The organism is Paenibacillus sp. B01, assembly GCF_009649995.1.
GTDB lineage: Bacteria > Bacillota > Bacilli > Paenibacillales > Paenibacillaceae > Paenibacillus_O > Paenibacillus_O pasadenensis.
This window is the reverse complement of the sequence record NZ_CP045802.1, coordinates 5,334,686-5,360,190: the sequence shown is the minus strand read 5'-3', so window position 1 is coordinate 5,360,190 and position 25,505 is coordinate 5,334,686. Positions and strand designations below refer to the sequence as shown.

Below are 25,505 nucleotides of genomic sequence, written 5' to 3'. Positions count from 1 at the left end.
CGGTTCCGGTTCCGAGCGCAGCGTCGGCCGATCGTCGTTTTTCCGCTGCGGATCGCGAAGCGCTGCCTTGGTTTTCGCTTGCCGCGGCCCTCGCCGCTGCAGGGGCGAGCTTGGACGGAGCCGGCGATGAAGGGTATACTGGTACCATGCAAAATGCAGCGGATGGATGGGATGATCGCATGTCTGACAAGCTTCACGAAACGAACCGGCCGACGAAGCGCTGGCCCTCTGCGGAGGGCGGGGCGCTGACGGAGGCCGAGCTGAACGAGGCGGCCGCGCTGCTGGCTGCCGGGGAGACGGTCGCCTTTCCGACCGAGACGGTATACGGGCTGGGAGCCGACGCGCGCAGCACCGAGGCGGTCGAGCAGGTGTTCCGGGCCAAGGGGCGTCCGTCCGACAATCCGCTCATCGTGCATATCGCCGGGATGGAGCAGCTGCGCGGGCTCGTCCGGCCGCTCGGCGAGGCGGAGCGCCGGCTGGCGGAGCGGTTTTGGCCGGGACCGCTCACGCTCGTCCTGCGCGCCGTGCCCGGCGCCGTATCTCCGCGCGTGACCGCAGGGCTGGATACGGTCGCCGTGCGCATGCCGGACCATGAGGTGGCGCTGCGGCTCATCCGCGCGGCCGGCTGTCCGGTAGCGGCCCCGAGCGCGAACCGCTCGGGGCGTCCGAGCCCGACGGCCGCGCAGCATGTGCAGGAAGACCTCGGCGGCCGCATCGCCGGCATCGTGGACGGCGGGCCGACGGGCGTCGGCTTGGAGTCGACCGTCGTCGAATGCGCCGGTCCGGACTCGGTCCGCATCTTGCGGCCGGGCGGAGTGACGCCGGAGCAGCTGCGGGCCGCGGGCTTCAAGGTGCTGCTGGAGGCGGACGGCGCGGGCGGGCACGCCGATCCGGCGCAAGCGTTTGAGGAAGGGATGGGCTCAAGCCCTGGCGGCGCTTCTGGAGAAGGCGCGCTTGCCAGGGATGCTGCCGCAAAGCTTGCCGAGGCGCCGCCGACCGCTCCGGCCTCCGCAGCGGCCGCGCCTGCCGCCGCCCCGCGTTCGCCCGGCATGAAGTACGCGCACTACGCTCCGCGCGGCGAGATGCGGCTGATCGCCGGCGATCGCGAGCGGGTGCGCGCGGCCGTCCAGGCTGCGGCCGACGAGGCTCGCGGCCGGGGGCGGCGCGTCGGCATCCTCGCTTACGAGGAGACGGCGGCGGCCTATCGGGCCGACATCGTGCTCGCCTGCGGCTCGCTGGCGGCGCCGGAGACGGCGGCGCAGTCGCTGTACGCCGTGCTGCGCGAGTTCGACGAGCGAGGCGCGGAGGTCATCTGGGCAGAGGGCTGCCCGACGGACGGCATCGGCCTCGCGCTGATGAATCGATTATCTAAGGCTGCGGGGGGCAGAGTCGAGCATATCGACTGACGTCCCGCAGCCAGCCGGAGGCGAAGAAAGGCTGCGGGGGGCAGGGTCGAGCATATCGACTGACGTCCCGCAGCCAGCCGGAGGCGAAGAAAGGCTGCGGGGGGCAGGGTCGAGCATATCGACTGACGTCCCGCAGCCAGCCGGAGGCGAAGAAAGGCTGCGGGGGGCAGGGTCGAGCATATCGACTGACGTCCCGCAGCCAGCCGGAGGCGGAGAAGGGCTGCGGGGGGCAGGGTCGAGCACATCGACTGACGTCCCGCAGCCAGCCGGAGGCGAAGAAAGGCTGCGGGGGGCAGAGTCGAGCATATCGACTGACGTCCCGCAGCCAGCCGGAGGCGGAGAAGGGCTGAGGGTGGCAGGGTCGAGCATATCGACTGACGTCGCGCAGCCAGCGGAAGGCGAGCAGGAGCGGAGGGGACGGAATCCTCTTGGAGAAGCGCCAGCGGTTCCCTTGAAGGCCGGGTTCCTTCCATATTGGAAAGGAAGATCAAAGGAACCTGGGCTTCAGCGGAATCGGAAAGAGGATCCGTCCGCGGAGCGGCGTTTGCGTAAGTCCTCCGGCACACGTCTACATAGCGGCGTTTGCGTAAGTCCTCCGGCACTCGTCTACATAGCGGCGTAACTCCTCAGCAACACGCCCCTACGCCACCGCCCCTGCGCCACCGCCTCTACGCGAACGCAGGCCAAGCCAATCATATTCCGTTCCCTTGTCCGCATAGGCTGGATAGAACAAGCCATCGGACAAGGGGAGATCGAGACCATGTTGGAAGCTACTCTGCACGAAGGACAGCTGCTCACGCTCCTGATCATGGCGCTCGCGCTCGGAATGGACGCGTTCTCGCTCGGAGTCGGCATCGGCATGCGGGGCATCCGCCTGCTGGACATCCTCAAGCTGAGCGCGGTCATCGGACTGTTCCACGTCCTCATGCCGCTCGTCGGCATCGCGGCGGGACAATACATGAGCCTGCTGCTCGGCCATGTCGCGACGCTGGTCGCCGGGCTGCTGCTCCTTCTGCTGGGGGGGCATATGCTGTTCGTATCGCTGCGCGGCGGGGAGGAGCTCGGTCCCTCCTTCGCCGACCACCGCACGACGGGCGGCCTGCTGCTGTTCGCGCTCAGCGTGAGCGTGGATTCGTTCTCCGTCGGCATCTCGCTCGGCATGTTCGCCGCCGACGCGCTGCTGACGATATTGCTGTTCGGCCTCGCCGGCGGACTGATGTCCGTGCTCGGCCTGCTGGCCGGTCGGCGCATCGGCCGCAGCCTCGGCAGCTATGGAGAGGCTGCGGGCGGCGCCATCTTAATGACCTTCGGCATTCTCTTCCTGCTCTAGGGGGGGGCCGGGGCAAAAGGAGGGGTGAATCCGATGAAACCGGTTCGCATCTTGTTCGTGTGCACAGGCAATACCTGCCGCTCGCCGATGGCCGAAGCGCTGCTTCGCGCCGAAGCCGCAGGCACAGGCATCGAGCTCGAGGTGCGCTCAGCCGGCGTGGCGGCCTCCGCGGGCATGTCGGTGTCGCGCCATGCGCGGGAGGCGCTGCGCCGTGCCGGCATCCAGCACGAAGGCTCGTCTTCCCCGGTGAGCGGAGAGCTGGTCCGCTGGGCAGACCTCATCCTCGCGATGACCGGCTCGCATCGCCGGACGCTGCTGCAAGCCTTCCCGCAAGCGGCGGACAAGCTGCATACGCTGCTGGAGTACGCCGCCGGCGATCGTTTGGCGGAGCTGGACCGGCTGTATGGGGAGCGCGAGCTGGAGCGCTCGCTCGGCAGGCCGCCGGAGCCGGAGCTGGAGCGGCGCATCGCGGAGCTGGAGCGGACGGTCCGCGGCGACATCGCCGATCCGTTCGGCGGCCCGCTGGAGGAGTACGAGGCCTGCGCGGCGGAAATCCGGCAGGCCGTGCGCGCCGTCCTGCGCCGGCTGAGCGAGGAGCGGCGGGACTGAGCCTGGGCGGCCCTCTCCCGGCTCGAAGCTTCCCCCGGCTGTCCCGCGAGCGGGCTTGGAACGAGCCCGCCCGAGCCGCTGCCGGCTGCTCGCGGAGCCTCGCGTCGCCGGCTCCGTCCGGAGCTCCGAAAGGCCGCTTCGCGGCCGCTCGCGAGCATTGACAGTCCGCTTTCCGATAGGCTATGATGAGGGCAAGCAACAACGGTTTCCGATGTGACTGGCGACGAAGTGGGTCCAACCACGATGGAGCATCGGAACATACGGCCGGTCGCCTGGGCAGAGAGCGTGTGCGCGATTTTTTCGCGCGCAGAGCTCTCTTTTCGTTTTTTCAGACCTCTCGTCTAAAGGGAGCCCGTTTCGGTATAATAGGACACGAACGGCATCCACGGTCAGGAGGGATAGCATCATGGACAGGAATGCAGCATCGCCGGAGGCGATCGCCTCCGGCGTCGAGACGCTGATCCGCGAGCTGGCGGCCGGCGGCCGGCTGCTGCCGGGACAGCTGCTCGTTTTCGGCGTCAGCACGAGCGAGGTGCTCGGCCGCCGCATCGGCACCTCCGGCAGCGGCGAGGCGGCCCGGGCCATTTTCGCGGGCATGGAGAGAGCTCGAGCCAATCTCGGCTTCGTGCCGGCGTTCCAGTGCTGCGAGCATCTCAATCGGGCGCTCGTGGTGGAACGGTCCGCCGCCGAGCGGTTCGGCCTGGAGCCGGTGAACGCCGTGCCGGTGCCCGGCGCGGGCGGCTCGATGGCCGCCCACGCGTTCCGCCGGCTGGCGGATGCCTGCCTGGTCGAATCGGTGCAGGCGCAGGCGGGCATCGACATCGGCGAGACGCTGATCGGGATGCATCTGAAGCGCGTCGCCGTGCCGGTCCGTCCTTCCGTACGGACGATCGGCGAGGCTCGCGTGACGATGGCGTACGCGCGGCCGAGGCTCATCGGCGGCCCGCGCGCGGTCTACGAGCTGCCGCCGGACGCCGGGACGGAGACGGGCAGCTGCGACTAGAGGGAAGCAATCATCATTTACCATAGGGAGGACTTATCGATCATGGACCAACTCCGCAAGCAAGACCCTGAAGTGCTCAAGGCAATGGGACTGGAGCTGAAGCGCCAGCGCGACAACATCGAGCTGATCGCATCCGAGAACATCGTCAGCGAGGCGGTGCTCGAGGCGATGGGCACCGTGCTCACCAACAAGTACGCCGAAGGCTACCCGGGCAAGCGCTACTACGGCGGCTGCGAGCATGTCGACATCGTCGAGGACATCGCGCGCGATCGCGCGAAGGAGCTGTTCGGCGCGGAGCATGCCAACGTGCAGCCGCACTCCGGCGCGCAGGCCAACATGGCCGTCTACCTTGCCGCCCTCAAGCCTGGCGACACCGTGCTCGGCATGAACCTCGCCCACGGCGGCCATCTGACCCACGGCAGCCCGGTCAACGCCTCCGGCCTCTACTACAACTTCGTCGCCTACGGCGTCCAGGAAGACAGCTTCACGATCAACTACGACGACCTGCGCAAGGCCGCCTTCAAGCATCGTCCGCGCATGATCGTCGCCGGCGCCAGCGCCTACCCGCGCATCATCGACTTCGAGAAGATCGGCCAGATCGCCAAGGACGTCGGCGCGCTGTTCTTCGTCGACATGGCCCACATCGCCGGCCTCGTGGCGGCGGGCCTGCATCCGAGCCCGGTGCCGCACGCGCACTTCGTCACGACGACGACGCACAAGACGCTGCGCGGACCGCGCGGCGGCCTCATCCTGACGACCAAGGCATGGGCGGCGGCGATCGACAAGGCCGTCTTCCCGGGCTCCCAGGGCGGACCGCTCATGCACATCATCGCGGCCAAGGCCGTCGCTCTCGGCGAGGCGCTGCAGCCGGAGTTCAAGACGTACGCGCAGAACGTCATCTCCAACGCCAAGGTGCTGTCCGAGGAGCTGATCGCCCGCGGCCACAACATCGTGTCCGGCGGCACGGACAACCATCTCATGCTGCTTGATACGCGCGGCTTGAACATCACCGGCAAGGAAGCCGAGCATGTGCTCGACTCCGTCGGCATCACCGTCAACAAAAACGCCATTCCGTTCGATCCGACGAGCCCGTTCGTCACGAGCGGCATCCGCATCGGCACGCCGGCGGCGACGACGCGCGGCATGGACGCCGACGCCATGCGCACGATCGCCGAGGTCATCGACCTGACGCTGCGCAGCCCGCAGGACGAGGCGGCGCTGGACAAAGCGCGCGGCCTCGTGCGCGATCTGACCGCGCGCTTCCCGCTCTATCCGAGCATCCAATACTAAAGCGGATCCGCTCCGCCGCAAGCCCCTTTTCCTTCCCGATCCAGCGGGAGGGAGGAGGGGCTGCTTCGGCATGCGGACGGCCCCGCTCCTTTTTGCCGGTTCGTGACGATGCTTGATGCGCCGCCCTGCTGGGAATGCTATAATAGTTGGGATTATGCCCCGGGACGCCGGGGACAAGCAAATTCAAGCGAATACCAGGAGGGCAACCCCCATGAGCAATCTGGTCGTCTGTGACCATCCACTCATTCAGCACAAGCTGACGTTCATCCGCGACAAGGACACCAAGACAAAAGACTTCCGAGAGCTTGTCGACGAGGTCGCCACATTGATGGCGTACGAGATTACGAGGGACATGCCGCTCGATACGATCACGGTCGAGACGCCGGTCGCGACGGCCCAGTCCAAGGTGCTGTCCGGCCGCATGCTCGGCATCGTGCCGATCCTGCGCGCAGGCCTCGGCATGGTCGACGGCATCCTCAAGCTGATTCCTGCCGCCAAGGTGGGGCATATCGGATTGTCGCGCGACCATGAGACGCTCCAGCCGACCGAATATTATATGAACCTTCCGACCGACGCCACGGAACGGCTGCTCATCGTCGTCGACCCGATGCTCGCTACGGGGGGCTCGGCCAACGCGGCGATCGGCTCGCTCAAGAAGCGCGGCTGCACGCAGATCAAGCTGATGGTGCTGATCGCCTCGCCGGAAGGCGTGCGCGCCGTCCAGGAGGCTCATCCCGACGTGGACATCTACGCCGCCGCCGTCGACGAGAGGCTCAATGAGCTGGGCTACATCATCCCGGGGCTCGGAGATGCCGGAGACCGGATGTTCGGCACGAAATAATTTTCTGATGGGAGAGGTATAAGTTGGACAAGCTGAAAGTGATGACCATATTCGGGACGCGTCCCGAGGCCGTCAAGATGGCGCCGCTCGTGCTGGAGCTTCAGAAGCATCCCGAGCAGATCGAGTCGATCGTATGCGTCACCGCGCAGCATCGCCAGATGCTTGACCAGGTGCTGGAGCTGTTCCGCATCGAGCCCGACTACGACCTCAACGTGATGAAGGACCGCCAGACGCTGACGGAGACGACAGTCCGCGTGCTCGAAGGACTCGAGCCGGTGCTGCGCGAGTCGCAGCCGGATATCGTGCTGGTCCACGGCGATACGCAGACGACGTTCCTGGCCAGCTATGCGTCGTTCCTGCAGCAGATCCAGGTCGGCCATGTCGAAGCGGGGCTTCGCACCTGGAACAAGATGTCTCCGTATCCGGAGGAGATGAACCGTCAGCTGGCCGGCGTGCTGTCGGACGTGCATTTCGCGCCGACGGAGTGGTCCGCAGGCAATCTCCGCAAGGAGAACAAGTCCGAGGCGTCGATCTACGTCACGGGCAACACGGCGACGGACGTCTTCCAGTATACGGTCGACCCTGCCTTTACCCATCCGATGCTGGAATGGGCGGCCGGCAAGCGTCTGATCCTCATGACCGCGCATCGCCGCGAGTCGCTTGGAGAGCCGCATCGCAGCATCTTCCGGGCGGTGAAGCGCATCGCTGACGAGTTCGACGACATCGCGATCGTCTACGCCGTGCATCCGAATCCGGCCGTGCGCGAGCCCGCGCAGGAAATTCTCGGCGATCATGAGCGCATCCGCCTGATCGAGCCGCTTGACGTATTTGAATTCCATAATTTCTATCCTCACGCGTACATGATCCTCACGGATTCCGGCGGCATGCAGGAGGAGGCGCCGAGCTTCGGCGTGCCGACGCTCGTGCTGCGCGATACGACGGAGCGTCCCGAAGGGATCGAGGCCGGCACGCTGGAGCTGGTCGGCACGGACGAGAGCCGCGTCTACGATCGGACGAGAGCGCTGCTGACCGACAGGGGAACGTACGAGCGCATGAGCCAGGCCGCCAATCCGTACGGAGACGGGGCGGCGTCGGAGCGGATCGTGCGCGCGATCCTGCATCATTTTGGCAGGGGCGAGCGGCCCGATACGTTCACACAACGTTCATAGTTTTTGCGAGGCGGCGGTCAAGTCCAACAACAGCCTAGCATACAGTTCTACTGTATGGTTTGGAAGTTCGCCAAATCCCGTCAAATCAACGTTTTTTATCCCAAGTTCACGGAAAGTTTGCTATTATCAAAATTGACAAACCTTCGGCGGCTTGGATAAAATGATGAAGGTTGATGGGGGACACTCATGACCAAAAAGGGCAAGGGAGAGGACCCGCTGAAGGCGCTTGCGCTTGTCGGCGCTCTCGGAATCGACGTGGCGATCTGCACGCTGATCGGCTACTGGCTTGGAGCAAGATTCGGAGGAACTCCGGGATGGATCATCGCGGGGGTTTTGACGGGGCTTGCGGCAGGCATCGTTTCGGTCGTCTTCATTGTAAGAAAGGTTTTGGAGGACAGCAATGAATGAAGTGCTCAAGATGACCAGGTCCGTCGTCGTGCTGCTCTTCGCCATCAGTCTGCTGATCTGGGGCATCGTTCCCGATTGGCGCGCGGCGGCGGCCGGATGCATGCTTGGCATCGCAGCAGGATCGTTCAACGCCTTTCTCCTGCGCAGGCGCGTGGACTGGATCGGTGTCATGGCTCAAGGGGACAAACCCCGCCGTGCCGGAACGGGCATGGCCGGCAGGCTCGCGATGGTGCTGCTCGCCGTCATGATCGCCTACCGCTATCCCGAGGACATCAGTCTCCCCGCTACACTGGCTTCATGTTTTGCGGTGCCTTTTGTCATACTGGTATGCGCTTTCTTCAAGCTTGGCCGACCACGCAGTGGAAAGGGGTGAAATATAAGGTATGCATGAATTTCCCATTTTGAAATGGAACGGCCTCAACATCGATCTTTCGGCCGTCATCGCGATTCTCGTCTCCGCGATCGCGACGTTCGTCCTCGTCAAGGTGATGACTCGGAATCTATCCGTGGCCAATCCTTCGAAAGCGCAGAACTTCATGGAATGGGCCGTTGATTTCGTCCACTCCACCGTCGCGAGCGCGATGCCGCTGAATCGGGTACGTCCATTTCTGAGCTTGGGCTTGACCCTGATTCTTTTCATCTTCATCTCTAACCTGCTGGGCCTTCCGTTCGGCATCGTGACGGAGATCGATCGGCCGATGTTCGGCGTGGACGCCGCTTTCCTGGCCTCCCATGACGGACATGCGCACATCGCATGGTGGAAGTCGCCGACCGCGGACCTGTCCGTGACGGCGGGGCTGGCGCTCATCGTGTTCGTTCTCGTCCATCTTCTGGGCATCAAGCAGAACACGAAGCATTACTTCCAGCACTACTTTAAGCCTTACCCGATTTTCTTCCCGCTGAACATCATCGAGACGATCGCGAAGCCGGTCACGCTGGCTCTCCGTCTTTTCGCCAACATCTTCGCGGGCGAGGTGCTGATCGCCACCATCCTCATGCTCGGCTGGATCGGGATTCCGTTTATGGCCGTTTGGCAGGGCTTCAGTATTTTCGTAGGCGCCATCCAGGCGTTCCTGTTCACGATCCTCACCATGGTGTACATCTCGCAAGCCGCCATCCATGACGATGACGGCGCGCACTAGATCCGCAGCAGTTCGTGCTGGACGCGAGGCATTCCGCCCGTACGTTCGGTGTTAGACATATTCCACTCATTACCCAATTCAGAGGAGGATTTCAAACAATGGAAGTATTGGCAGCAGCTATCGCAGTTGGTCTGGGCGCAGTAGGCGCAGGCGTAGGTAACGGTCTGATCGTCAGCAAAACGGTAGAAGGCATCTCCCGCCAGCCGGAAGCAGCAAGCAAGCTGCAAACGACGATGTTCATCGGTGTAGGTATCGTCGAGGTCGTGCCGATCATCGGCGTCGTTATCGGCTTCCTCGCGTTCTTCAGCTAATCCATCGCTACCCAAGCGAACCATTCGTATGGCGGGGAAGGCCAGTGCCCTCCACGCCATCGTTTTCATTAAGTGTTGAACGGCATGTGAAAGGAGAGCGGTCATGCATTTTTATTGGGAGTCTACCGTGCTAGCGATCTTGGCTTTCGGCATTCTGTACTTCCTGCTGAACAAGTATGCCTTCGGCCCGTTGTTCTCCATCATGGAGCAGCGCCGCCAGATGGTGCTTGAGCAGATGAACGCTGCGGAGAACAGCCGCAAGGAAGCTTCCGCCGAAATGGAAGCGCAGAAGCAAGCGCTGGCGCAAGCCCGCCAGGAAGCGAACGAGATCATCGAGAAAGCCCGCATCACCAGCACGAAGCAGGCCGACGGCATCGTCGACACCGCCCGTGCCGAAGCGGCCCGCCTCAAGGAAGAGGCCGTGCGCGACATCGAGAGCGAGAAGAACAAGGCCATCGCTTCCCTGCGCAGCGAAGTAGGCAGCATCTCCGTCGCGATCGCTTCCAAGATCGTGGAGAAGCAGATCGACGAGAAATCGCAAGAGCAGATCGTTGATCGCTATCTGAAAGAAGTCAGCAGCAAATGAGCCGCGACAACGTCATCGCGAAAAGATATGCGCAGGCGCTGTACGAAGTCGCGGGCACTCAAGGGATCGTTTCCGAGGTGCGCCAGCAGCTGCAGCTTGTCTCCGAGGCGCTGAACGGCGACGCGGACGTGCTGCGCTTCCTCGGCACTCCGGGCATCGAAGCCTCCGAGAAAACGGAGCTCGTCAAAAAAGCGATCGGGGACCGCGTGTCCTCTATTGTTCTGAATATCGTCACGCTGCTCATCGAGCGCGGCCGCTACGCGGCCATCGGCGAGGTGTATGCGGCCTACAGCCGGATCGCGGACAAGGCATCCGGCGAATCGCGCGCGACGATCTATACGGCCCTCCCGCTGTCGGCGGTTGAGCTTTCCAAAGTCGTTCAGCAGTTCAGCTCCCTGTCGGGCAGCCGGATCATCGGCGAGCAGGTCGTAGATCCATCCCTGATCGGCGGCGTGAAGGTGCGCATCGGCGACAAGATTTACGATGGCTCTCTCTCCGGCAAGCTGGAGCGGCTGAGCAAGCAAATGAATTCCCAAGCACTGTAGACAGGGGTGAAGAAGTTGAGCATCAGACCTGATGAAATCAGCACGCTGATCAAGCAGCAGATCGAACAATATAAATCCGACATCCAAGTAGAGGAAGTCGGCACGGTCATTCAAGTCGGCGACGGCATTGCGCGCGTCCACGGCCTGGAAAACGCGATGGCGGGCGAACTTCTCGAGTTCGCGAACGGCGTCGTGGGCATGGCACTCAACCTCGAGGAAAGCAACGTCGGCGTCGTCATCCTCGGACCTTACACGGACATCCGCGAAGGCGACACGGTAAAGCGTACCGGCCGCATCATGGAAGTGCCGGTAGGCGAAGCGCTTCTGGGCCGCGTCGTCAACGCGCTGGGCCAGCCGCTCGACGGCAACGGACCGATCGCTACGACGGCGACTCGTCCGGTCGAATCGCCGGCTCCTGGCGTCATGGCTCGTAAGTCCGTCTTTGAGCCGATGCAGACCGGCATCAAGGCGATCGACGCGATGATCCCGATCGGACGCGGCCAGCGCGAGCTCATCATCGGCGACCGCCAAACGGGCAAAACGCAAATCGCGATCGATACGATCGTCAACCAAAAAGGAAACGGCGTCATCTGCATCTACGTGGCTATCGGCCAAAAGCAATCGACCGTCCGTACGGTCGTCGAGTCCCTCCGCCGCCAAGGCGCGCTGGACTACACGATCGTCGTTACGGCGAGCGCATCCGAGCCGTCCCCGATGCTCTACATCGCTCCGTACACGGGCTGCTCCATGGGCGAGTACTTCATGTACAACGGCAAGCATGTCCTCGTCATCTACGATGACCTGTCCAAGCAAGCCGCCGCTTACCGCGAGCTGTCCCTGCTGCTCCGCCGTCCGCCGGGCCGCGAGGCTTACCCGGGCGACGTCTTCTACCTGCACTCCCGCCTGCTGGAGCGCGCGGCCAAGCTGAACGACGAGCTCGGCGGCGGTTCCCTGACGGCGCTGCCGTTCATCGAGACCCAAGCGGGCGACATCTCCGCCTATATCCCGACAAACGTCATCTCCATCACGGACGGCCAGATCTTCCTGGAGTCGGACCTGTTCTACTCCGGCCAGCGTCCGGCGGTCAACGTCGGCAACTCGGTATCCCGCGTAGGCTCCTCCGCCCAGACCAAGGCGATGAAAAAGGTTGCCGGCACGCTCAAGCTTGACCTCGCCCAGTACCGCGAGCTGGCGGCATTCGCCCAATTCGGCTCCGATCTGGACAAAGTCACGAAATCCCGTCTGGACCGCGGCGAACGCACACTGGAAATCCTGAAGCAAGGCATCAACCAGCCTATGCCTCTGGAGCGCCAGGTCGTGTCGCTGTACACGGTCACGCGCGGCCTCGTGGACGACATTCCGGTTCAGGACGTCCGCCGCTTCGAAGGCGAGCTGCTCAGCTTCATGGATGCCAACAAGCCGGAAATCCTGGCGTCCATCCGCGATACGAAAGACCTCAACCCCGACAACGAGAAGGCTCTTGCAGCGTCCATCCAGGAGTTCAAGAAAGGCTTCTCCCGCTCGGTCTAATAGCTAGGAACGATGATGCCGGTCCATGTCCGGGCTCGGACATGGACCGATAAGTAAGGTGGTGACTACCAATGGCAAAAGGCATGCGGGAGATCAAGCGCTCGCTCAAGAGCAAGCAGAATATGAAGCAGATCACCAAAGCGATGGAAATGGTCGCTGCGGCGAAGCTTCGCCGCGCGCAGGAGGCGGCATTATCGGCTCGTCCATACACCGACAAGATCCGTGAAGTCGTCTCCAGCATCGCCGCTGGCGCAGGCAGCATCCGGCATCCTATGCTGCAGACTCGCGAAGTGAAGCGCACCGCTTACCTGATCATCACGTCGGACCGCGGTCTCGCGGGCGGCTACAACATCAACGTACTGCGCAAGCTGATGGGCACGATCGCCGACAAGCACCGGTCCAAGGACGAGTACGAAGTTCTCGTCGTCGGCCGCAAAGGCAGCGCCTATCTGAATCGCCGGGGCATCAACATCGCCGAGGAAGTGACGGGCATCTCGGACTCTCCGAAATATGGGGACATCAAGCCGGTCGCTTACAAAGCGGTGCAGGGCTTCGAGGATGGACGCTACGACGAGGTCTATATCGTCTACAACCGTTTCCTCAATGCCATCTCCCAGGTTCCGACGATGAAGAAGCTGCTTCCGCTGAGCTCCGACGAGTTCACCGGCGCTGCGGCGCAGTACGAATACGAGCCGGACGCGGAGTCCGTGCTCAGCGTCCTGCTGCCGAAATATGCCGAGACGGTCGTGTACAGCGCGATCCTCGAAGGCAAGGCGAGCGAGTTCGGCGCCCGGATGACGGCAATGGGCAACGCGACGAAAAACGCGACGAAGCTCATCGGCGAGCTTACGCTCTCCTACAACCGCGCCCGTCAGGCCGCGATCACCCAAGAGATCGCCGAGATTGTCGGCGGCGCCAGCGCCCAGCAATAAGAAACAGCCGATTTGGAGCAGGCTGCGGCCTGCTCGCCGCATAGACATGCAACTATCTTTACTACAGGAGGGACCCCCATGAGCAACGGTCGCGTTGTCCAGGTACTGGGGCCGGTCGTCGACGTTGAGTTCGACAACGGCCATCTGCCTGAAATCTTGAACGCCATTAAGATTGAACAAAAAGCTCAGAGCGCTTCCGAGCAGGACGTGAAGCTGACTCTCGAAGTGGCCACCCACCTCGGGAACAACACGGTCCGCTGTGTCGCCATGTCCTCCACGGACGGCCTCGTGCGCGGAACGGCTGCCATCGATACCGGAGCTCCGATCACGGTTCCGGTTGGACCGGCCACGCTCGGCCGCGTCTTCAGCGTCGTCGGCGATCCGATCGACGGCAACGGCGATGTGGACCGTAGCGTAGCGCTGCCGATCCACCGTCAGGCACCGGCATTCGAAGAGCTCTCCACCCAGCAGGAAATTCTGGAAACCGGCATCAAGGTCATCGACCTGATGGCTCCGTACGCCAAAGGCGGCAAAGTCGGCCTGTTCGGCGGCGCGGGCGTCGGCAAGACCGTTACGATGCAGGAGCTTATCCACAACATCGCATCCGAGCACGGCGGCATCTCCGTCTTCGCCGGCGTCGGCGAGCGTACTCGTGAAGGCAATGACCTGTACCACGAGATGAGCGACTCCGGCGTCATTGAAAAGACGGCGATGGTATTCGGCCAGATGAATGAGCCTCCAGGCGCGCGTCTGCGCGTAGCCCTGACAGGCCTGACGATGGCGGAGTACTTCCGCGATCAAGAGAACCGCGACGTGCTTCTGTTCGTCGACAACATCTTCCGCTTCACGCAAGCGGGCTCCGAAGTATCCGCCCTGCTCGGCCGCATGCCGTCCGCGGTAGGCTACCAGCCGACGCTGGCGACGGAGATGGGCCAGCTTCAAGAGCGCATCACTTCGACCAAAAACGGCTCCGTCACGTCGATCCAGGCGATCTACGTGCCTGCCGATGACTACACCGACCCGGCTCCTGCGACGGCGTTCGCCCACTTGGACTCGACGACCAACCTGGAGCGCAACATCGCCGCCATGGGCATCTTCCCGGCCGTCGACCCGCTGGCTTCGTCCTCGCGCGTCCTGACGCCGGAAATCGTCGGCGAAGAGCACTATCAAGTGGCTCAAAGCGTGAAGAAGCTTCTTCAGCGCTACAAAGAGCTGCTCGACATCATCGCCATCCTCGGCATGGACGAGCTCTCCGAGGAAGACAAGCTCGTCGTCCTTCGCGCCCGTCGCGTCCAATTGTTCCTGTCGCAGCCGCTTCACGTTGCCGCGGCGTTCAACGGCATTCCGGGCCTCTCGGTACGGATTCAGGATACGGTTCGCGGCTTCAAGGAAATTCTTGAAGGCAAGCATGACGATCTTCCTGAGCCGGCCTTCCACAACGTCGGAACGATCGAAGACGCCGTTGCCAAGGCGAAGAAACTCGCTCAAGAGGTTTAATCCTCGGCGGATGGAGGGATCGTATGAGCACCTTACTGCTTGAAATTGTAACGCCTGAGCGGACGGTCTATGCCAAGGACGTCAATATGGTCATTCTTCGCGGCGTCGAGGGCGAGATGGGCATCCTGCCTCATCACGTCCCGACGGTAACCCCGCTGAAGATCGCCGCCGTCGTGGCGAAGATCGGCGGCAAAGAGGAGAAGATCGCCGTCAGCGGCGGCTTCGCCGAAATCCGTCATGAAAAGGTCGTCATTCTCGCCGAAAGCGCCGAGCTTCCGGATGAGATCGACCTCGACCGTGCCCAGCTGGCCAAAAAGCGCGCCGAGGATCGTCTCCGCGGCCGCAAGGACGAGGTGGATTTCCGCCGCGCCGAAATGGCTTTGCAGCGTGCGATGAACCGGATCAGCCTGCGCGGCTGATGCTCCGGATCGATTTAAAGCCCAGTCTCCGTTCAAGGAGACCGGGCTTTTTTTTCATGCCGTCGATCGAACGGAATCTGGGGATAAACGAATGGTCATGGGGATGGAATGGGAGTGGAATGTGAATAACGAGTGGATATGTGGATAAGTTGTTCGCATCCCTCCTTTTATTGAGGATAACCCTGTGAATATCCTGTGAATAGAAATCGAATTTCGAAAAATGAAGCCTAGGCAGGATGACGATCGTCTAGGGTTGAATGAATAGGGAGCCAATTCATGGGAAAGAGGGGCATGAACCGATGATCGACATCCATACGCACATCCTGCCCGGCATCGATGACGGTGCGCGTCACCGGGAGCATTTGCTGGAGCTGGCGGAGGCCGCAGTGGAGGAAGGCATTACCGACGTGATCGCGACCCCTCATCATGCCAACGGCGTCTACTGGAATCCAGCCTCCCGCGTGAAGGAGCTCCTGCAAGAGTCCCAGGCGGTTTTAGAGGCGCATGGGCTGCCTTTGCGCCTGCATCCCGGACAGGAGATTCGCGTCCACGGCGAGCTGCTCGACCACTTGGAGGCAGGCGAGCTGCTGACGCTGGCAGGCACGCCTTATCTGCTGCTGGAGATGCCGGCCGAGGAGATGCCTGCCGAGATGCTCGAGCTCGTCTACGAGCTGACGCTGCTCGGCATCCGTCCGGTCATCGCCCATCCCGAGCGGAACCTCGAGGCGCTGCGCGAGCCGCGCAAGCTGGAGGAGCTGATCGCGCTCGGAGCATGGACGCAGGTGACGACGCATTCCCTTCTGGGCCTTTACGGCAAGACGTTCGAAAAAGGCGCGTGGTCGCTCGTGCGGAACGGACTGATCCACCTCGTCTCGTCCGATGCCCATCATGCCCGCCGGCGCGGGTTCAAGCTCGCCGATGCGTACTCGCTGCTGGAGACCAGGCTCGGGAGGCCGGCGCGGCTTTATTTCGAAGGGAATGCCCGGGCCTTGCTCGCGGGAGAGGAGCTGGCGCCTTCCGGCGACATGCTCGCCGAAACAAAAGCAGCAGCCGGCAAAGGGCTGCTGAAGGGCTGGTTCGGACGCAGAAGCTAGGGCTGGGGCAATAGAAGAGGAAGCAGGAAAACGGGGCCGGCCGCGAGCAAGCACGGTCAAGAATGCCGCCGGTCGCAGCCGAAACGGCTAGTCGTCGTAGCGGCCATAGCTGCGGGCGAAGCTCGCCATTCGATTGTAGGCGGCCCGGTCGAGCTTTTTCACCGGTCTGAACTGGGGATGGTTCGTATTGACCTCGAGCACCCACAGCTTCTTGCTGCGGTCGATGGCGAAGTCGATGCCCATTTCATGCATGCCCTTGTAGCGGCGAGACAGCGAGCGGCTGACCGCGAGCGCCTTGCGCTCGATCAGGTCGGTGTTGGCCCTGGCGGCGGAGGCCGGCAGTCCTTGCATCTCCCACAGGCTGGACAGCATGACGAGCTTCGCGCCTTGATGGACATTCGTCACGATCTTCGAAGGAGAGGCGATCTTGGCCGTGAAGGCGGTGCAGGTCCAGGGGCCTTTCGGCCGTCGCTGCACCATCGCGCGCAGATCATAGGGCCTGCCTTCGACTTGATCGAGCGGTATGCCGCGCTGGATGAGCAGCTTCTTGCCCGACTTCCGCCGCTTCAGATGCCGATAGACGGCGTCGATCGTGCGAAAGCTGCGCGTGGTCTGCTTGCGCGACAGGACGGAGGCGAGCTCGTAGTCTCCGGACGCGGTGCGGCGCAGGCGATGGACGCCCATGCCGAGCGAGCCGATATTCGGCTTGATATAGAGCATTTCGTAGCGGGAGGCCATTTGAGTCAGCCGCTCGAGCGAGAAAGGCTTCGCGGCCGGAACAAGTCCAGCCGTCGCCGGATCCTTTTTCAGCATGCGGCTGACCCGCAGCTTGCCCCAGAGAGCGCGGGATTTATATCGTTTGACATACTTCTTGACGGATGGCATGCGGGTCACCTCCCCTTACCTTATGAAGGGCGGGCGGGGGAGAATTGTGCGAATGGCGCGATGACAGAAAAAGGGCTCGGGCCGCATAAGGGAGCGCGCGCAAGCGCAACCTGAAAGAGATGGGCCGCGCTGTTTGTTTGTTCGCGGACAAGGGTAAAGAAACCGTAGATGCTTCTCCGCAAGCAAGCCTGATTGCCAAAGCGAGAAAGGGGAAAACGACAATGGCTACTTCATCCGCAAGCCGCGCCGCAAAAGCAAACGTCAAGACGCAGGAGGCGCTGAACAAGCAAGTCGCCACGCTCGGCGTCCTTTATATGAAGCTTCACTCGTTCCACTGGAACGTGACCGGACCGAACTTCTATACGCTGCATGTCAAATTCGAGGAGCTGTACAACGCCGTGACGCTCATGTTCGACGAAGCGGCGGAGCGCCTGATCGCGATCGGCGGCAAGCCGGTCTCGACGATGAAGGGCATGCTGTCGCAGTCCGCGATCAAGGAAGCGACGGAAAAAGAAGATGCGGACGCGATGGTGCGCGCCGTCATCGACGACTTCGCGACGATCGCCTCGGAGATGAAGGAGGCGGCGGAAGCGGCGGAAAAAGAAGACGATGCCGCGACGGCCGACATTCTGACGGGCATGGTCGAGCAGCTCGACAAGCATCGCTGGATGCTGGAGAAATTCCTCGGCTGATCCGTTTCCCGGCAGCCGAACGATGAAGCCCCTGCGCCCCCGCGCGCAGGGGCTTGTTTCGTTTCGTCCGGGCCTTGCCGCTGTCTGCGGGCGAGCGGAAAGCGACCGGAGAAGAGGAAATCGGCTGTGCGAAAGCGAATGAGTAGAGAGTGGAATTCCCGGTTTCCGGCGGAAGGGATAGAAGCGCGGCTTCGTCATAGGATAGATACAGAGCAAAGGATTTGAGGCTCATGAATAGATGGCATATCCTCGCGGCGACGCTTCGCCGCAAGCGGCTGGCCGCCGTGGCGTCCGCCGTCTTCCTGACGTCCGTGCTCGGCGCGGGGCCCGCGCACCCGAACGAACCGGTTCGGGTGCTAAGCGCGCGGAGCGCATCCCCGGCGGAAGCGGCGGCGACGGGACCGGCGGGAGCAAGTCCGGCAGCGGCCGCGCAAAAGGAGCAGCAGGCCTATCTTCGTCAGATCGGAGCGCTTGAGGTCCAGTCCGCCAGGAAGCAGTCGAGCGGTCTGACGGTCGCGATCGTCGATACGGGCGTCGATCTGCAGCATCCGGCCTTGAAAGGGCGCCTGCTGCCGGGCGTCAACCTGCTGCAGCCGGGCAAGCCGCCGCAAGACGACAACGGCCACGGCACGAGCGTGGCTGGCGTCGTAGCGGCGCTGCTGCCGCAAGCGAAGCTGCTGCCGGTGAAGGCGCTCGACGAGAACGGCTACGCGGAGGAGCGCGGGCTCGGCGAGGGCATCCGCAAGGCGCTGGACAAAGGAGCTCGCATCGTCGTGCTGTCCGTCGGGCTGTATCATTCTTCGCCCTATATGGCCGATATCGTCAATCGCGCGGAGCGGACGGGCGTGCTGCTCGTCGCGGCGGCCGGCAACGACATGCAGCGGTTCGGCGGCAAGACGACGGTCAAATATCCGGCCGCCTACCCGACCGTGCTCGCTGTCGGAGGCGTCGCTGCGGACGGAGCTCCGGAAAGGCGCTCGAGCCGCGGCAGCGAGATCGACGTCGCCGGGGCGTGGCGCGTCTTTACGGCGCAGCTGGGCGGCGGGTACCGCTACGAGGAAGGCACGTCCATGGCCGCTCCGCAGGCGGCCGCGGCGGCCGCCCTGCTGTGGAGCAAATACCCGGCGCTCAAGCCTTACGAGATCCGCTCGTTCCTGCGCCAGACGACGAAGGATACGCTGCCGGCCGGCTTCGATCGTGCGACCGGCTACGGACTGCTGCGGATGGACCAGTCGCTTGGCGGCAAGTACAAGGCCGATCCGCATGAGCCGAACGATACCCGCGCGCTGGCGGCGGCGCTGCCGCTCGGCAAGCAGCTGTCCGCGGAGCTGGCGGGGGGCGGGGATCGCGACTGGTACGTCCTCGACTGTCCGCATGACGGCAGCGTCAAGCTGCGGCTGCAGCAGCTTCTCTCTCCGGACGCCGCTCCGGCGCCGCTCGACGTTCTGCTGGAGCAGGACGGGGGCACGGTTGAAAAAAAACTTGCCGCCAGCAACAACGTGCTCGTCTGGCGCGTCAAGAAAGGAGCGAACCGGCTGCGCATCCAGCTGCAAGGCGCCGGCATGGAAAAAGCGGCTCCTTATTTGCTGAGCAGCGTATTTTCCATGCGTCCGGACGACGGGGAGCCGAACGGCAGCGCCGAGGAGGCGACCGCGCTTCCGGACCGCAGCCAGACGGTGAAGGCGACCTTCCACGAAACGGGCGACTCCGACTGGTACAAGATCCAGGTTCAAAAGGAGGGCAGGCTCCGCCTTCAGCTCGAGCCCGGCACGATGCGGATGGACCCGGCCTTCGCCTACCGCCGCGCCGGATCGCCGGAGACGGCGGTCGACGAGGCAGGGGAAGGTGCCGCGGAGGCCTCCGCTTCGATCCGCGTCTCTCCAGGCACTTATTATGTGCGCGTCTGGGATGCCGCGGAGCTTCCCTATGCGCCGCCCGAAGGCTATTACACGCTGTCGATCGAGCGGAGCTGAGCCCGCCGGGCGCGGAGGCGCGGGGAGCCGGCCAAGCGCTTCAGGAAGGCTGCCCTGCTGCCGATGACTATAGGGAGCCGATCCGATGGAGCGCCTGGCGGAACGACAGATTCCTGCTGCGAAGGGCAGCAGGGGTTATTGCAATGTCGATCGATTTGTCAAGATGCATATTTTACCGTTTATCGGTATGGAATCGGGGTTATTAAATGAACAGCAATCAGGGAATCAGAGAGGCGTTCACCTCGCTCGGGCTCGTCGGCCTGTTCTCCATCCTCGTCACGATCCTCAGCATCCTGCTGGCCTGGTATCTGCTGCAGGAGCTGAAGCTCGACACTTGGTTCAAGCATCCGCGCGGTCCAAGGGCGCGCGTGCTGATCGCGGTGCTCGCCGTCATCCTCGGCCATCAGTTCGCGCGCTTCATCCTCGATTACTGGTCCTGGACGAACATGCTCAAGCTGATCTAGGCCGGAGCGCTTGCCAGCTCCGCTCTTCGCATAAGCCGGGGAGCGATTGCAGACACTAAGCTCAAAACACGGTCCGAAAAGAAAAGCGGCTCCCGAATGCTATAAGCTGCAGCAGACAAATTTCGATCTTCTTCTCCGGAAGGAGCCAAGAACGGCCCGCTGCAAATTAAACCTTGTCGATTTCTGTAGACGAGTGTTAATATGGTCTGTGGTATTCTGGGTTATACTCGTCCTTTTAACCGGAATTCCCTCTGAATCCCAATGAGGAATCAGCAACGCCCGTCACTCGAATCGAACTTCAATCCTGATTCAAATAGAAGAAACGCATGAAGAAAATGCAGCGTCCGGAGGGAACGGTATATGAGCAAAATTGTCGTTAGAGGAGGCCGCAGGCTGGAAGGAACGGTGCGCGTCCACGGAGCTAAAAATGCGGTGCTGCCGATTCTGGCCGCCTCCCTACTCGCCACGGAAGGAGAAAGCGTCATTTGCGACGTTCCCCTCCTCGATGATGTCCTGACGATCCGCCAGGTGCTGGAGACGCTCGGCGCAACAGCGGTCATCGGAGAAGACTGCATGACGATCTCGGCCGAACGGCTGACCTCCTGCGAAGCTCCGTACGAATGGGTCAGCAAGATGAGGGCTTCGTTCCTCGTCATGGGTCCGCTGCTTGCCCGGCTCGGCAAGGTCCGCATCTCGATGCCCGGCGGCTGCGCCATCGGCACGCGTCCGATCGACCAGCATCTCAAGGGCTTTGAAGCGATGGGGGCGGAAATCACGATCGGTCAGGGCTTTGTCGAAGCATCCGCGCCGGACCGCCTGAAAGGCGCCAAGATCTACCTCGACGTCGCCAGCGTAGGCGCGACGGAAAACATCATGATGGCGGCGGCTCTCGCCGAGGGCACGACAACGCTGGAAAATGCCGCCAAGGAGCCCGAGATCGTCGATCTCGCGAACTACCTCAATGCGATGGGCGCGCGCGTGCGCGGCGCCGGCACGGGCATGATCCGCATCGAAGGCGTCGAGAAGCTCGTCGGCGCTCGCCATCACGTCATTCCGGACCGCGTGGAGGCCGGCACGTTCCTGATCGCCGCGGCGATCACCGGCGGCGACGTCTTTGTCGAAGGCGCGATCAGCGACCATCTGGGGCCGGTCATCGCCAAGCTGCAGGAGATGGGCGTCCAGCTGACCGAAGAAGATACGGGCATCCGCGTCACCGCCGGCCGCCCGCTGCGCGGCGTCGACGTCAAGACGCTCCCGCATCCGGGCTTCCCGACCGACATGCAGTCGCAGATGATGGCGCTGCTGCTCGTATCCGAGGGCACGTCGGTCGTCACGGAGACGGTGTTCGAGAACCGCTTCATGCATGTGGACGAATTCCGCAAAATGAACGCCAACATCAAGGTGGAAGGCCGATCGGCCATCATCACCGGCGGCGTGCCGCTGTACGGCGCCAAGGTGACGGCGACCGACCTGCGCGCCGGAGCGGCGCTCATCTGCGCCGGACTCGTCGCCGACGGCGAGACGGAGGTCGGCGGCTTGCATCACGTGGACCGCGGCTACGTCGACATCGCCGGCAAGCTGGCCGCGCTCGGCGCGGACATCCGCCGCACGGAGCCGGTCGAGCCCGCTCAGGAGCTACTCGAGCCGATCGTTCTTCCGTCGCTGCGCGAGCCGGCCGAGACCGAAGAAGTTCAGGTCGCCGCGGCGGCCGCATCGGAGGAAGACAGCTACAAGGCCGAGCAGGAAGTGGCGATCGAGGACGTGGAAGCGACGCTGGCTTGACCGTTTCGTTTAGCGGCCGCCGAGCAGCGCCTCTCGCAGGCGCGGCGCGTGAAGGCCGACAGAGATAAAGGGAGTGGAGCGCCGGTTGCCGGGGCTCTTTTTTTACGTTCATTTTCGGTTCATTTGCCTATGCTACGCTTCCCCGTGTGAGGAAGGGGAGGAGTGGCGAAGTGAGAAAATGGATGGTTGTGCTTGGAGTGCTCATTCTGGCGGGCGGAGGCTACGCCTATTATGCCTATCGCTCTCAGGATCAGGCACCCGCCGCGGCAGCGGCGACAGCCCGCACCGTGCAGGCGACGCAGGGCAGCATCGAGACGAGCGTATCGGGCAGCGGCACGGTGGCGGCGGCCGATCCGACCGTCGTGCGCACGGGCCGCCAAGGCACCGTGGAGAAGGTGCTCGTCCAGGAAGGCGACGAGGTGAAGGCCGGCCAGACGCTGCTGACCTTTGAAAAGAAGGACAATGCGCTGAGCATTCGCCAGAAGCAGCTGGAGCAGTCCAAGCAGGAGCTGTCGCTGCAGCAGCTGAAAATCCAGTATTGGCAAGAGGGCGACGAGGACAAGCAGGACGAGCTGATGCTGCAGATCGACAGCGCCAAGCTGTCGCTCGAGCAGCTCGCAGCGGACATCGCCGACTTGCAGGCGGAGCAAAATGCCGACGGCAAGGTCGTCGCTCCTGCAGCGGGCACGGTGACGTCGGTCGCGGTCGAAGCCGGCCAGGAGGTGAACGGCAGCGTCGAGGCGGTGACGCTGACCGACTACAGCGAGCTGACGTTCACGATGAGCGCGGATGAGCTGGACGTGCCGAAGCTGAAGGCTGGCCAGCCGGCGGAAATCGTGCTGAACGCGCTGCCGGACGAGACGTTCGAGGGCGAGATCACGGAAATCGCCCGCGCAGGGACGTCCAGCAACGGCGTCGCCTCGTACCCGGTGACGATCCGCATGACCCGTCTGGACGGCGTGCTGGCCGGCATGTCCGGCTCGGTCAAGATCGTGACGGAATCGGCGGACAACGCCGTGCTCGTCCCGGTGGACGCCGTCGTGACGATGGCCGGCAAATCGTATGTGCGCGTGCCGGCGAGCGGAACGGATGCGGCCGCGGGCGGCGCCGGAGCTGCTGCAGCCGACGGCGCTTCCGGCCAAGGCCAAGGCCAGTGGCAGGGGCAGCGCGGCGAGCGTCCGGCCGGAAGCGGCCAAGGACAGCCGGGGACCGGAGCGGCAGGGCAAGCCGGAGCGGCAGGCCAGCCTGCGGCGGCAGGGCAAGCTGGATCGGCAGGGCAAGTCGGAGCGGCAGGGCAAGCCGAAGCCGCAGGCGAGGCTGGAGCAACGGCCGGCCAGTCCGGCAGCAATCGCGCCAATCGAATGGCGCTCGGCGGCCAGCTGCAGGAGGTCGAGGTCGGCCTCATCAGCGAGGACTATGCGCAGATCGTCTCCGGCCTGTCCGCGGGCGACTCGGTGCTCGTGCCGTTGCCGACCGGCACGGTCGGCGGCTCGACCGGGCAATCCACGCAGCAGGGCGGCTTCGGCGCAGGAGGCGGCTTCGGCGGCGGAGCGGCCGGCTTCGGCGGCGGCATGCCGGGCGGCATGGGCGGCGGAGGCGGCTTCGCCGGCGGCATGGGCGGAGGCCGCAACTGATGGGGCGCGGGCGAAGAACGGCCGCTGCGCACGGCGACGTATCGCTGACGGCGACACTGCCGCCAAGCTCGGAGAGGGCTCCGCTCATCTCCATCCGCGACGTGCGCAAAAGCTACCGGATGGCCGGCGAGGAGGTGCCGATTTTGAAGGGAGTCGACCTGGAGGTGATGGCGGGCGATTTCCTCGCAATCATCGGCCCGTCCGGCTCCGGCAAGTCGACGCTGATGAACGTCATCGGCTGCCTCGATACCCCGACCTCCGGCAGCTATAAGCTGGACGGCCAGGAGGTCGGCGGGCTGAGCGAGAACCGGCTGGCCGAGGTGCGCAACCGGGGCATCGGCTTTATTTTTCAGAGCTTCCACCTGCTCCCCCGGATGACGGCCCGCGAAAACGTGGAGCTGCCGCTCATCTACCGGGGCTTGTCCGGCAAGGAGAGGCGGGAAGCGGCCGAAGCGGCGCTGGCCAAGGTCGGCCTCGCCGACCGGATGGACCATCGGCCGAACCAGCTGTCCGGCGGCCAGATGCAGCGGGTGGCGATCGCGCGGGCGCTGGCCGGGCATCCGCCGATCCTGCTCGCCGACGAGCCGACGGGCGCGCTCGACACGAAGACCGGCGCAGAGGTGCTCGGGCTCGTGCAGGAGCTGAACCGGCAGGGCCATACGATCGTGCTCATCACGCATGATCTGGACGTCGCGGCCAAGGCCGGGCGCATCGCGTTCATGAAGGACGGTCTGCTGACGGAGGAAGGAGGGGACGCGCGTGAAGCTTTCGCAAGGCATCCGCATGGCCTGGAGCAGCATTCTCGCTAACAAGCTCCGCACGGCGCTGTCGATGCTCGGCATCCTGATCGGCGTCGCGACCGTCATCTCGCTCGTGGCGATGGGCCAAGGCTCGGCCAACGAGGTGAGCGCGCAGCTGCAGGGCCTCGGCACGAACATGCTGTCGGTGAACGTCACCGGCCGCGGCAGCAGCACGACGCTGACTCTTCCGCAGGCGGAGACGCTCGGCGACGGGATCGACGGGATCGACGGCCTGTCGCCGACGGTCAGCGGGAGCGCGGCCGCGCGCTACGGCAGCGTGCAGACGGAGTCGTCCGTCACCGTCGAAGGCGTGACGCCCGATTACGAGGACGTGCAGGACTTCCACCCGCAGGAGGGACGATTCATCGCGCCGCTCGATCTGGAAGCCTACAGCAAGGTGGCGCTGCTCGGCATCGACACGTCGGAGGAGCTGTTCGGCCCCGGCGTCAGCCCGGTCGGCGAGACGATCCTGCTCAGCGGCGTGAAGTACAAGGTCGTCGGCCTGCTGGAGCCGAAGGGCACGTCGCTCGGCGCTTCGAACGACGAGAAGATCCTCGTGCCGATCACGACGGCGCAGCGGCTGTTCCAGTCGGAGGGCGTGCGGACCGTTGCGGTCAAGGCGGCCTCGGAGGAGACGATGGACGCGGTGACGGCGGCGCTGGAGGCGAAGCTGTCGGCTATTTTCCGGGGCAATACGAACAGCTACCGCATCACCAACTCGGAGGAGCTGAAGGAGACCGCCACGTCCGTGTCGAAAACGATGTCCACGATGATGGCCGGCGTGGCCGCCATCTCGCTGCTCGTCGGCGGCATCGGCATCATGAACATCATGCTTGTGTCCGTGACCGAGCGCACGCGCGAGATCGGCATCCGCAAAGCGCTCGGCGCGCGCAAGCGGGACGTGCTGCTCCAGTTTCTCGTCGAGGCGGCCTCGATCAGCAGCCTCGGCGGTGCGCTCGGCATCGCGGCGGCGTTCGGCGCGGCCGCCATCATGGAACGGACCGGCACCGCCACGCAGATCGAGTCCGACATCGTGCTTTATTCGTTCGTCTTTTCCGCGCTCGTCGGCATCGTGTTCGGCTTGTTCCCCGCCAACAAGGCGGCTTCCCTCAAGCCGGTCGACGCGCTGCGCCATGACTGACCGCTTCTAATCTGGAGGTATG

At 63.8% G+C, this 25,505-nt stretch carries 26 protein-coding genes and 1 riboswitch; of the genes, 25 read left to right on the top strand and 1 reads right to left on the bottom strand.

Annotated features, from left to right (window positions below):
- The first annotated feature begins 179 nt into the window (after positions 1 to 179).
- The 18 genes from GE073_RS22970 (at position 180) to GE073_RS22885 (ending at position 16,112) form a co-directional block, all read left to right on the top strand.
- Entirely contained in the window at positions 180 to 1,406 is a 1,227-nt protein-coding gene (locus GE073_RS22970) for an L-threonylcarbamoyladenylate synthase (protein ID WP_228551733.1), read from the top strand.
- Positions 1,407 to 2,166: 760 nt separating this feature from the next.
- The gene (locus GE073_RS22965; protein WP_101807616.1) at positions 2,167 to 2,736 is read left to right on the top strand and encodes a manganese efflux pump MntP; all 570 of its coding nucleotides are present in this window, start codon (positions 2,167 to 2,169) and stop codon (positions 2,734 to 2,736) included.
- Positions 2,737 to 2,769: 33 nt separating this feature from the next.
- Complete coding sequence (locus GE073_RS22960) at positions 2,770 to 3,345, top strand: low molecular weight protein arginine phosphatase (protein WP_153784459.1); 576 nt, start codon at positions 2,770 to 2,772, stop codon at positions 3,343 to 3,345.
- Positions 3,346 to 3,548: 203 nt separating this feature from the next.
- Positions 3,549 to 3,630, top strand: a riboswitch (ZMP/ZTP riboswitch).
- Between the two features lie 121 nt (positions 3,631 to 3,751).
- Positions 3,752 to 4,348: a TIGR01440 family protein gene (locus GE073_RS22955; protein WP_153784458.1), complete on the top strand. Its 597-nt coding sequence runs from the start codon at positions 3,752 to 3,754 to the stop codon at positions 4,346 to 4,348.
- A gap of 42 nt (positions 4,349 to 4,390) precedes the next feature.
- Positions 4,391 to 5,638 (top strand): serine hydroxymethyltransferase, encoded by a 1,248-nt coding sequence (gene glyA / locus GE073_RS22950; RefSeq protein ID WP_028598960.1) that lies wholly within the window; start codon positions 4,391 to 4,393, stop codon positions 5,636 to 5,638.
- 211 nt (positions 5,639 to 5,849) lie between these two features.
- On the top strand, positions 5,850 to 6,479 hold the full coding sequence (gene upp / locus GE073_RS22945) for a uracil phosphoribosyltransferase (protein WP_028598961.1): 630 nt from the start codon (positions 5,850 to 5,852) through the stop codon (positions 6,477 to 6,479).
- A 23-nt stretch (positions 6,480 to 6,502) separates the two neighbouring features.
- Positions 6,503 to 7,648 (top strand): non-hydrolyzing UDP-N-acetylglucosamine 2-epimerase, encoded by a 1,146-nt coding sequence (gene wecB, locus GE073_RS22940; RefSeq protein ID WP_153784457.1) that lies wholly within the window; start codon positions 6,503 to 6,505, stop codon positions 7,646 to 7,648.
- A 186-nt stretch (positions 7,649 to 7,834) separates the two neighbouring features.
- The gene (locus GE073_RS22935) at positions 7,835 to 8,056 is read left to right on the top strand and encodes an AtpZ/AtpI family protein (RefSeq protein WP_028598963.1); all 222 of its coding nucleotides are present in this window, start codon (positions 7,835 to 7,837) and stop codon (positions 8,054 to 8,056) included.
- A complete protein-coding gene (locus GE073_RS22930; protein ID WP_028598964.1) occupies positions 8,049 to 8,429 on the top strand; it encodes an ATP synthase subunit I in 381 nt (126 codons plus the stop codon). Before GE073_RS22935 ends, GE073_RS22930 begins: the two co-directional genes overlap by 8 nt.
- A 10-nt stretch (positions 8,430 to 8,439) precedes the next feature.
- Complete coding sequence (gene atpB / locus GE073_RS22925; RefSeq protein WP_153784456.1) at positions 8,440 to 9,198, top strand: F0F1 ATP synthase subunit A; 759 nt, start codon at positions 8,440 to 8,442, stop codon at positions 9,196 to 9,198.
- A 98-nt stretch (positions 9,199 to 9,296) separates the two neighbouring features.
- Positions 9,297 to 9,509, top strand: coding sequence for a F0F1 ATP synthase subunit C (gene atpE, locus GE073_RS22920; RefSeq protein ID WP_021880553.1), 213 nt, complete (start codon positions 9,297 to 9,299; stop codon positions 9,507 to 9,509).
- A 103-nt stretch (positions 9,510 to 9,612) separates the two neighbouring features.
- Positions 9,613 to 10,095 carry a F0F1 ATP synthase subunit B gene (gene atpF / locus GE073_RS22915; RefSeq protein ID WP_153784455.1) on the top strand — a complete coding sequence of 161 codons (483 nt, stop codon included), beginning with the start codon at positions 9,613 to 9,615 and terminating at the stop codon, positions 10,093 to 10,095.
- Complete coding sequence (locus tag GE073_RS22910; RefSeq protein ID WP_101807619.1) at positions 10,092 to 10,640, top strand: F0F1 ATP synthase subunit delta; 549 nt, start codon at positions 10,092 to 10,094, stop codon at positions 10,638 to 10,640. Before atpF ends, GE073_RS22910 begins: the two co-directional genes overlap by 4 nt.
- A gap of 15 nt (positions 10,641 to 10,655) precedes the next feature.
- Entirely contained in the window at positions 10,656 to 12,170 is a 1,515-nt protein-coding gene (gene atpA / locus GE073_RS22905; RefSeq protein ID WP_028598968.1) for a F0F1 ATP synthase subunit alpha, read from the top strand.
- Positions 12,171 to 12,241: 71 nt separating this feature from the next.
- On the top strand, positions 12,242 to 13,102 hold the full coding sequence (atpG, locus tag GE073_RS22900; RefSeq protein ID WP_028598969.1) for an ATP synthase F1 subunit gamma: 861 nt from the start codon (positions 12,242 to 12,244) through the stop codon (positions 13,100 to 13,102).
- 78 nt (positions 13,103 to 13,180) lie between these two features.
- Positions 13,181 to 14,599 carry a F0F1 ATP synthase subunit beta gene (atpD, locus tag GE073_RS22895; RefSeq protein ID WP_028598970.1) on the top strand — a complete coding sequence of 473 codons (1,419 nt, stop codon included), beginning with the start codon at positions 13,181 to 13,183 and terminating at the stop codon, positions 14,597 to 14,599.
- Positions 14,600 to 14,622: 23 nt separating this feature from the next.
- A complete protein-coding gene (locus GE073_RS22890; RefSeq protein WP_028598971.1) occupies positions 14,623 to 15,018 on the top strand; it encodes a F0F1 ATP synthase subunit epsilon in 396 nt (131 codons plus the stop codon).
- 299 nt (positions 15,019 to 15,317) lie between these two features.
- Complete coding sequence (locus GE073_RS22885; RefSeq protein ID WP_028598972.1) at positions 15,318 to 16,112, top strand: tyrosine-protein phosphatase; 795 nt, start codon at positions 15,318 to 15,320, stop codon at positions 16,110 to 16,112.
- A gap of 87 nt (positions 16,113 to 16,199) precedes the next feature.
- On the opposite strand, the gene GE073_RS22880 is transcribed toward GE073_RS22885, so the two are convergent.
- Positions 16,200 to 16,997, bottom strand: coding sequence for a YheC/YheD family protein (locus GE073_RS22880; protein WP_043111315.1), 798 nt, complete (start codon positions 16,995 to 16,997; stop codon positions 16,200 to 16,202).
- A 221-nt stretch (positions 16,998 to 17,218) separates the two neighbouring features.
- Here GE073_RS22880 and GE073_RS22875 point away from each other — a divergent pair, with 221 nt between their 5' ends.
- The 7 genes from GE073_RS22875 to GE073_RS22845 all read left to right on the top strand — a co-directional run bounded on the left by GE073_RS22875 (position 17,219) and on the right by GE073_RS22845 (position 25,483).
- Positions 17,219 to 17,689, top strand: coding sequence for a Dps family protein (locus GE073_RS22875; protein ID WP_028598974.1), 471 nt, complete (start codon positions 17,219 to 17,221; stop codon positions 17,687 to 17,689).
- Positions 17,690 to 17,919: 230 nt separating this feature from the next.
- Entirely contained in the window at positions 17,920 to 19,662 is a 1,743-nt protein-coding gene (locus GE073_RS22870; protein WP_052333247.1) for a S8 family peptidase, read from the top strand.
- 206 nt (positions 19,663 to 19,868) lie between these two features.
- Entirely contained in the window at positions 19,869 to 20,126 is a 258-nt protein-coding gene (locus tag GE073_RS22865) for a DUF1146 domain-containing protein (protein ID WP_028598975.1), read from the top strand.
- 360 nt (positions 20,127 to 20,486) lie between these two features.
- On the top strand, positions 20,487 to 21,908 hold the full coding sequence (gene murA, locus GE073_RS22860) for a UDP-N-acetylglucosamine 1-carboxyvinyltransferase (RefSeq protein WP_028598976.1): 1,422 nt from the start codon (positions 20,487 to 20,489) through the stop codon (positions 21,906 to 21,908).
- Positions 21,909 to 22,078: 170 nt separating this feature from the next.
- Entirely contained in the window at positions 22,079 to 23,542 is a 1,464-nt protein-coding gene (locus tag GE073_RS22855; RefSeq protein ID WP_153784454.1) for an efflux RND transporter periplasmic adaptor subunit, read from the top strand.
- Positions 23,543 to 23,661: 119 nt separating this feature from the next.
- A complete protein-coding gene (locus GE073_RS22850) occupies positions 23,662 to 24,351 on the top strand; it encodes an ABC transporter ATP-binding protein (RefSeq protein WP_052333271.1) in 690 nt (229 codons plus the stop codon).
- The gene (locus GE073_RS22845; RefSeq protein WP_228551732.1) at positions 24,302 to 25,483 is read left to right on the top strand and encodes an ABC transporter permease; all 1,182 of its coding nucleotides are present in this window, start codon (positions 24,302 to 24,304) and stop codon (positions 25,481 to 25,483) included. The genes GE073_RS22850 and GE073_RS22845 overlap by 50 nt, the downstream gene beginning before the upstream one ends.
- The last annotated feature ends 22 nt before the right edge of the window (positions 25,484 to 25,505 follow it).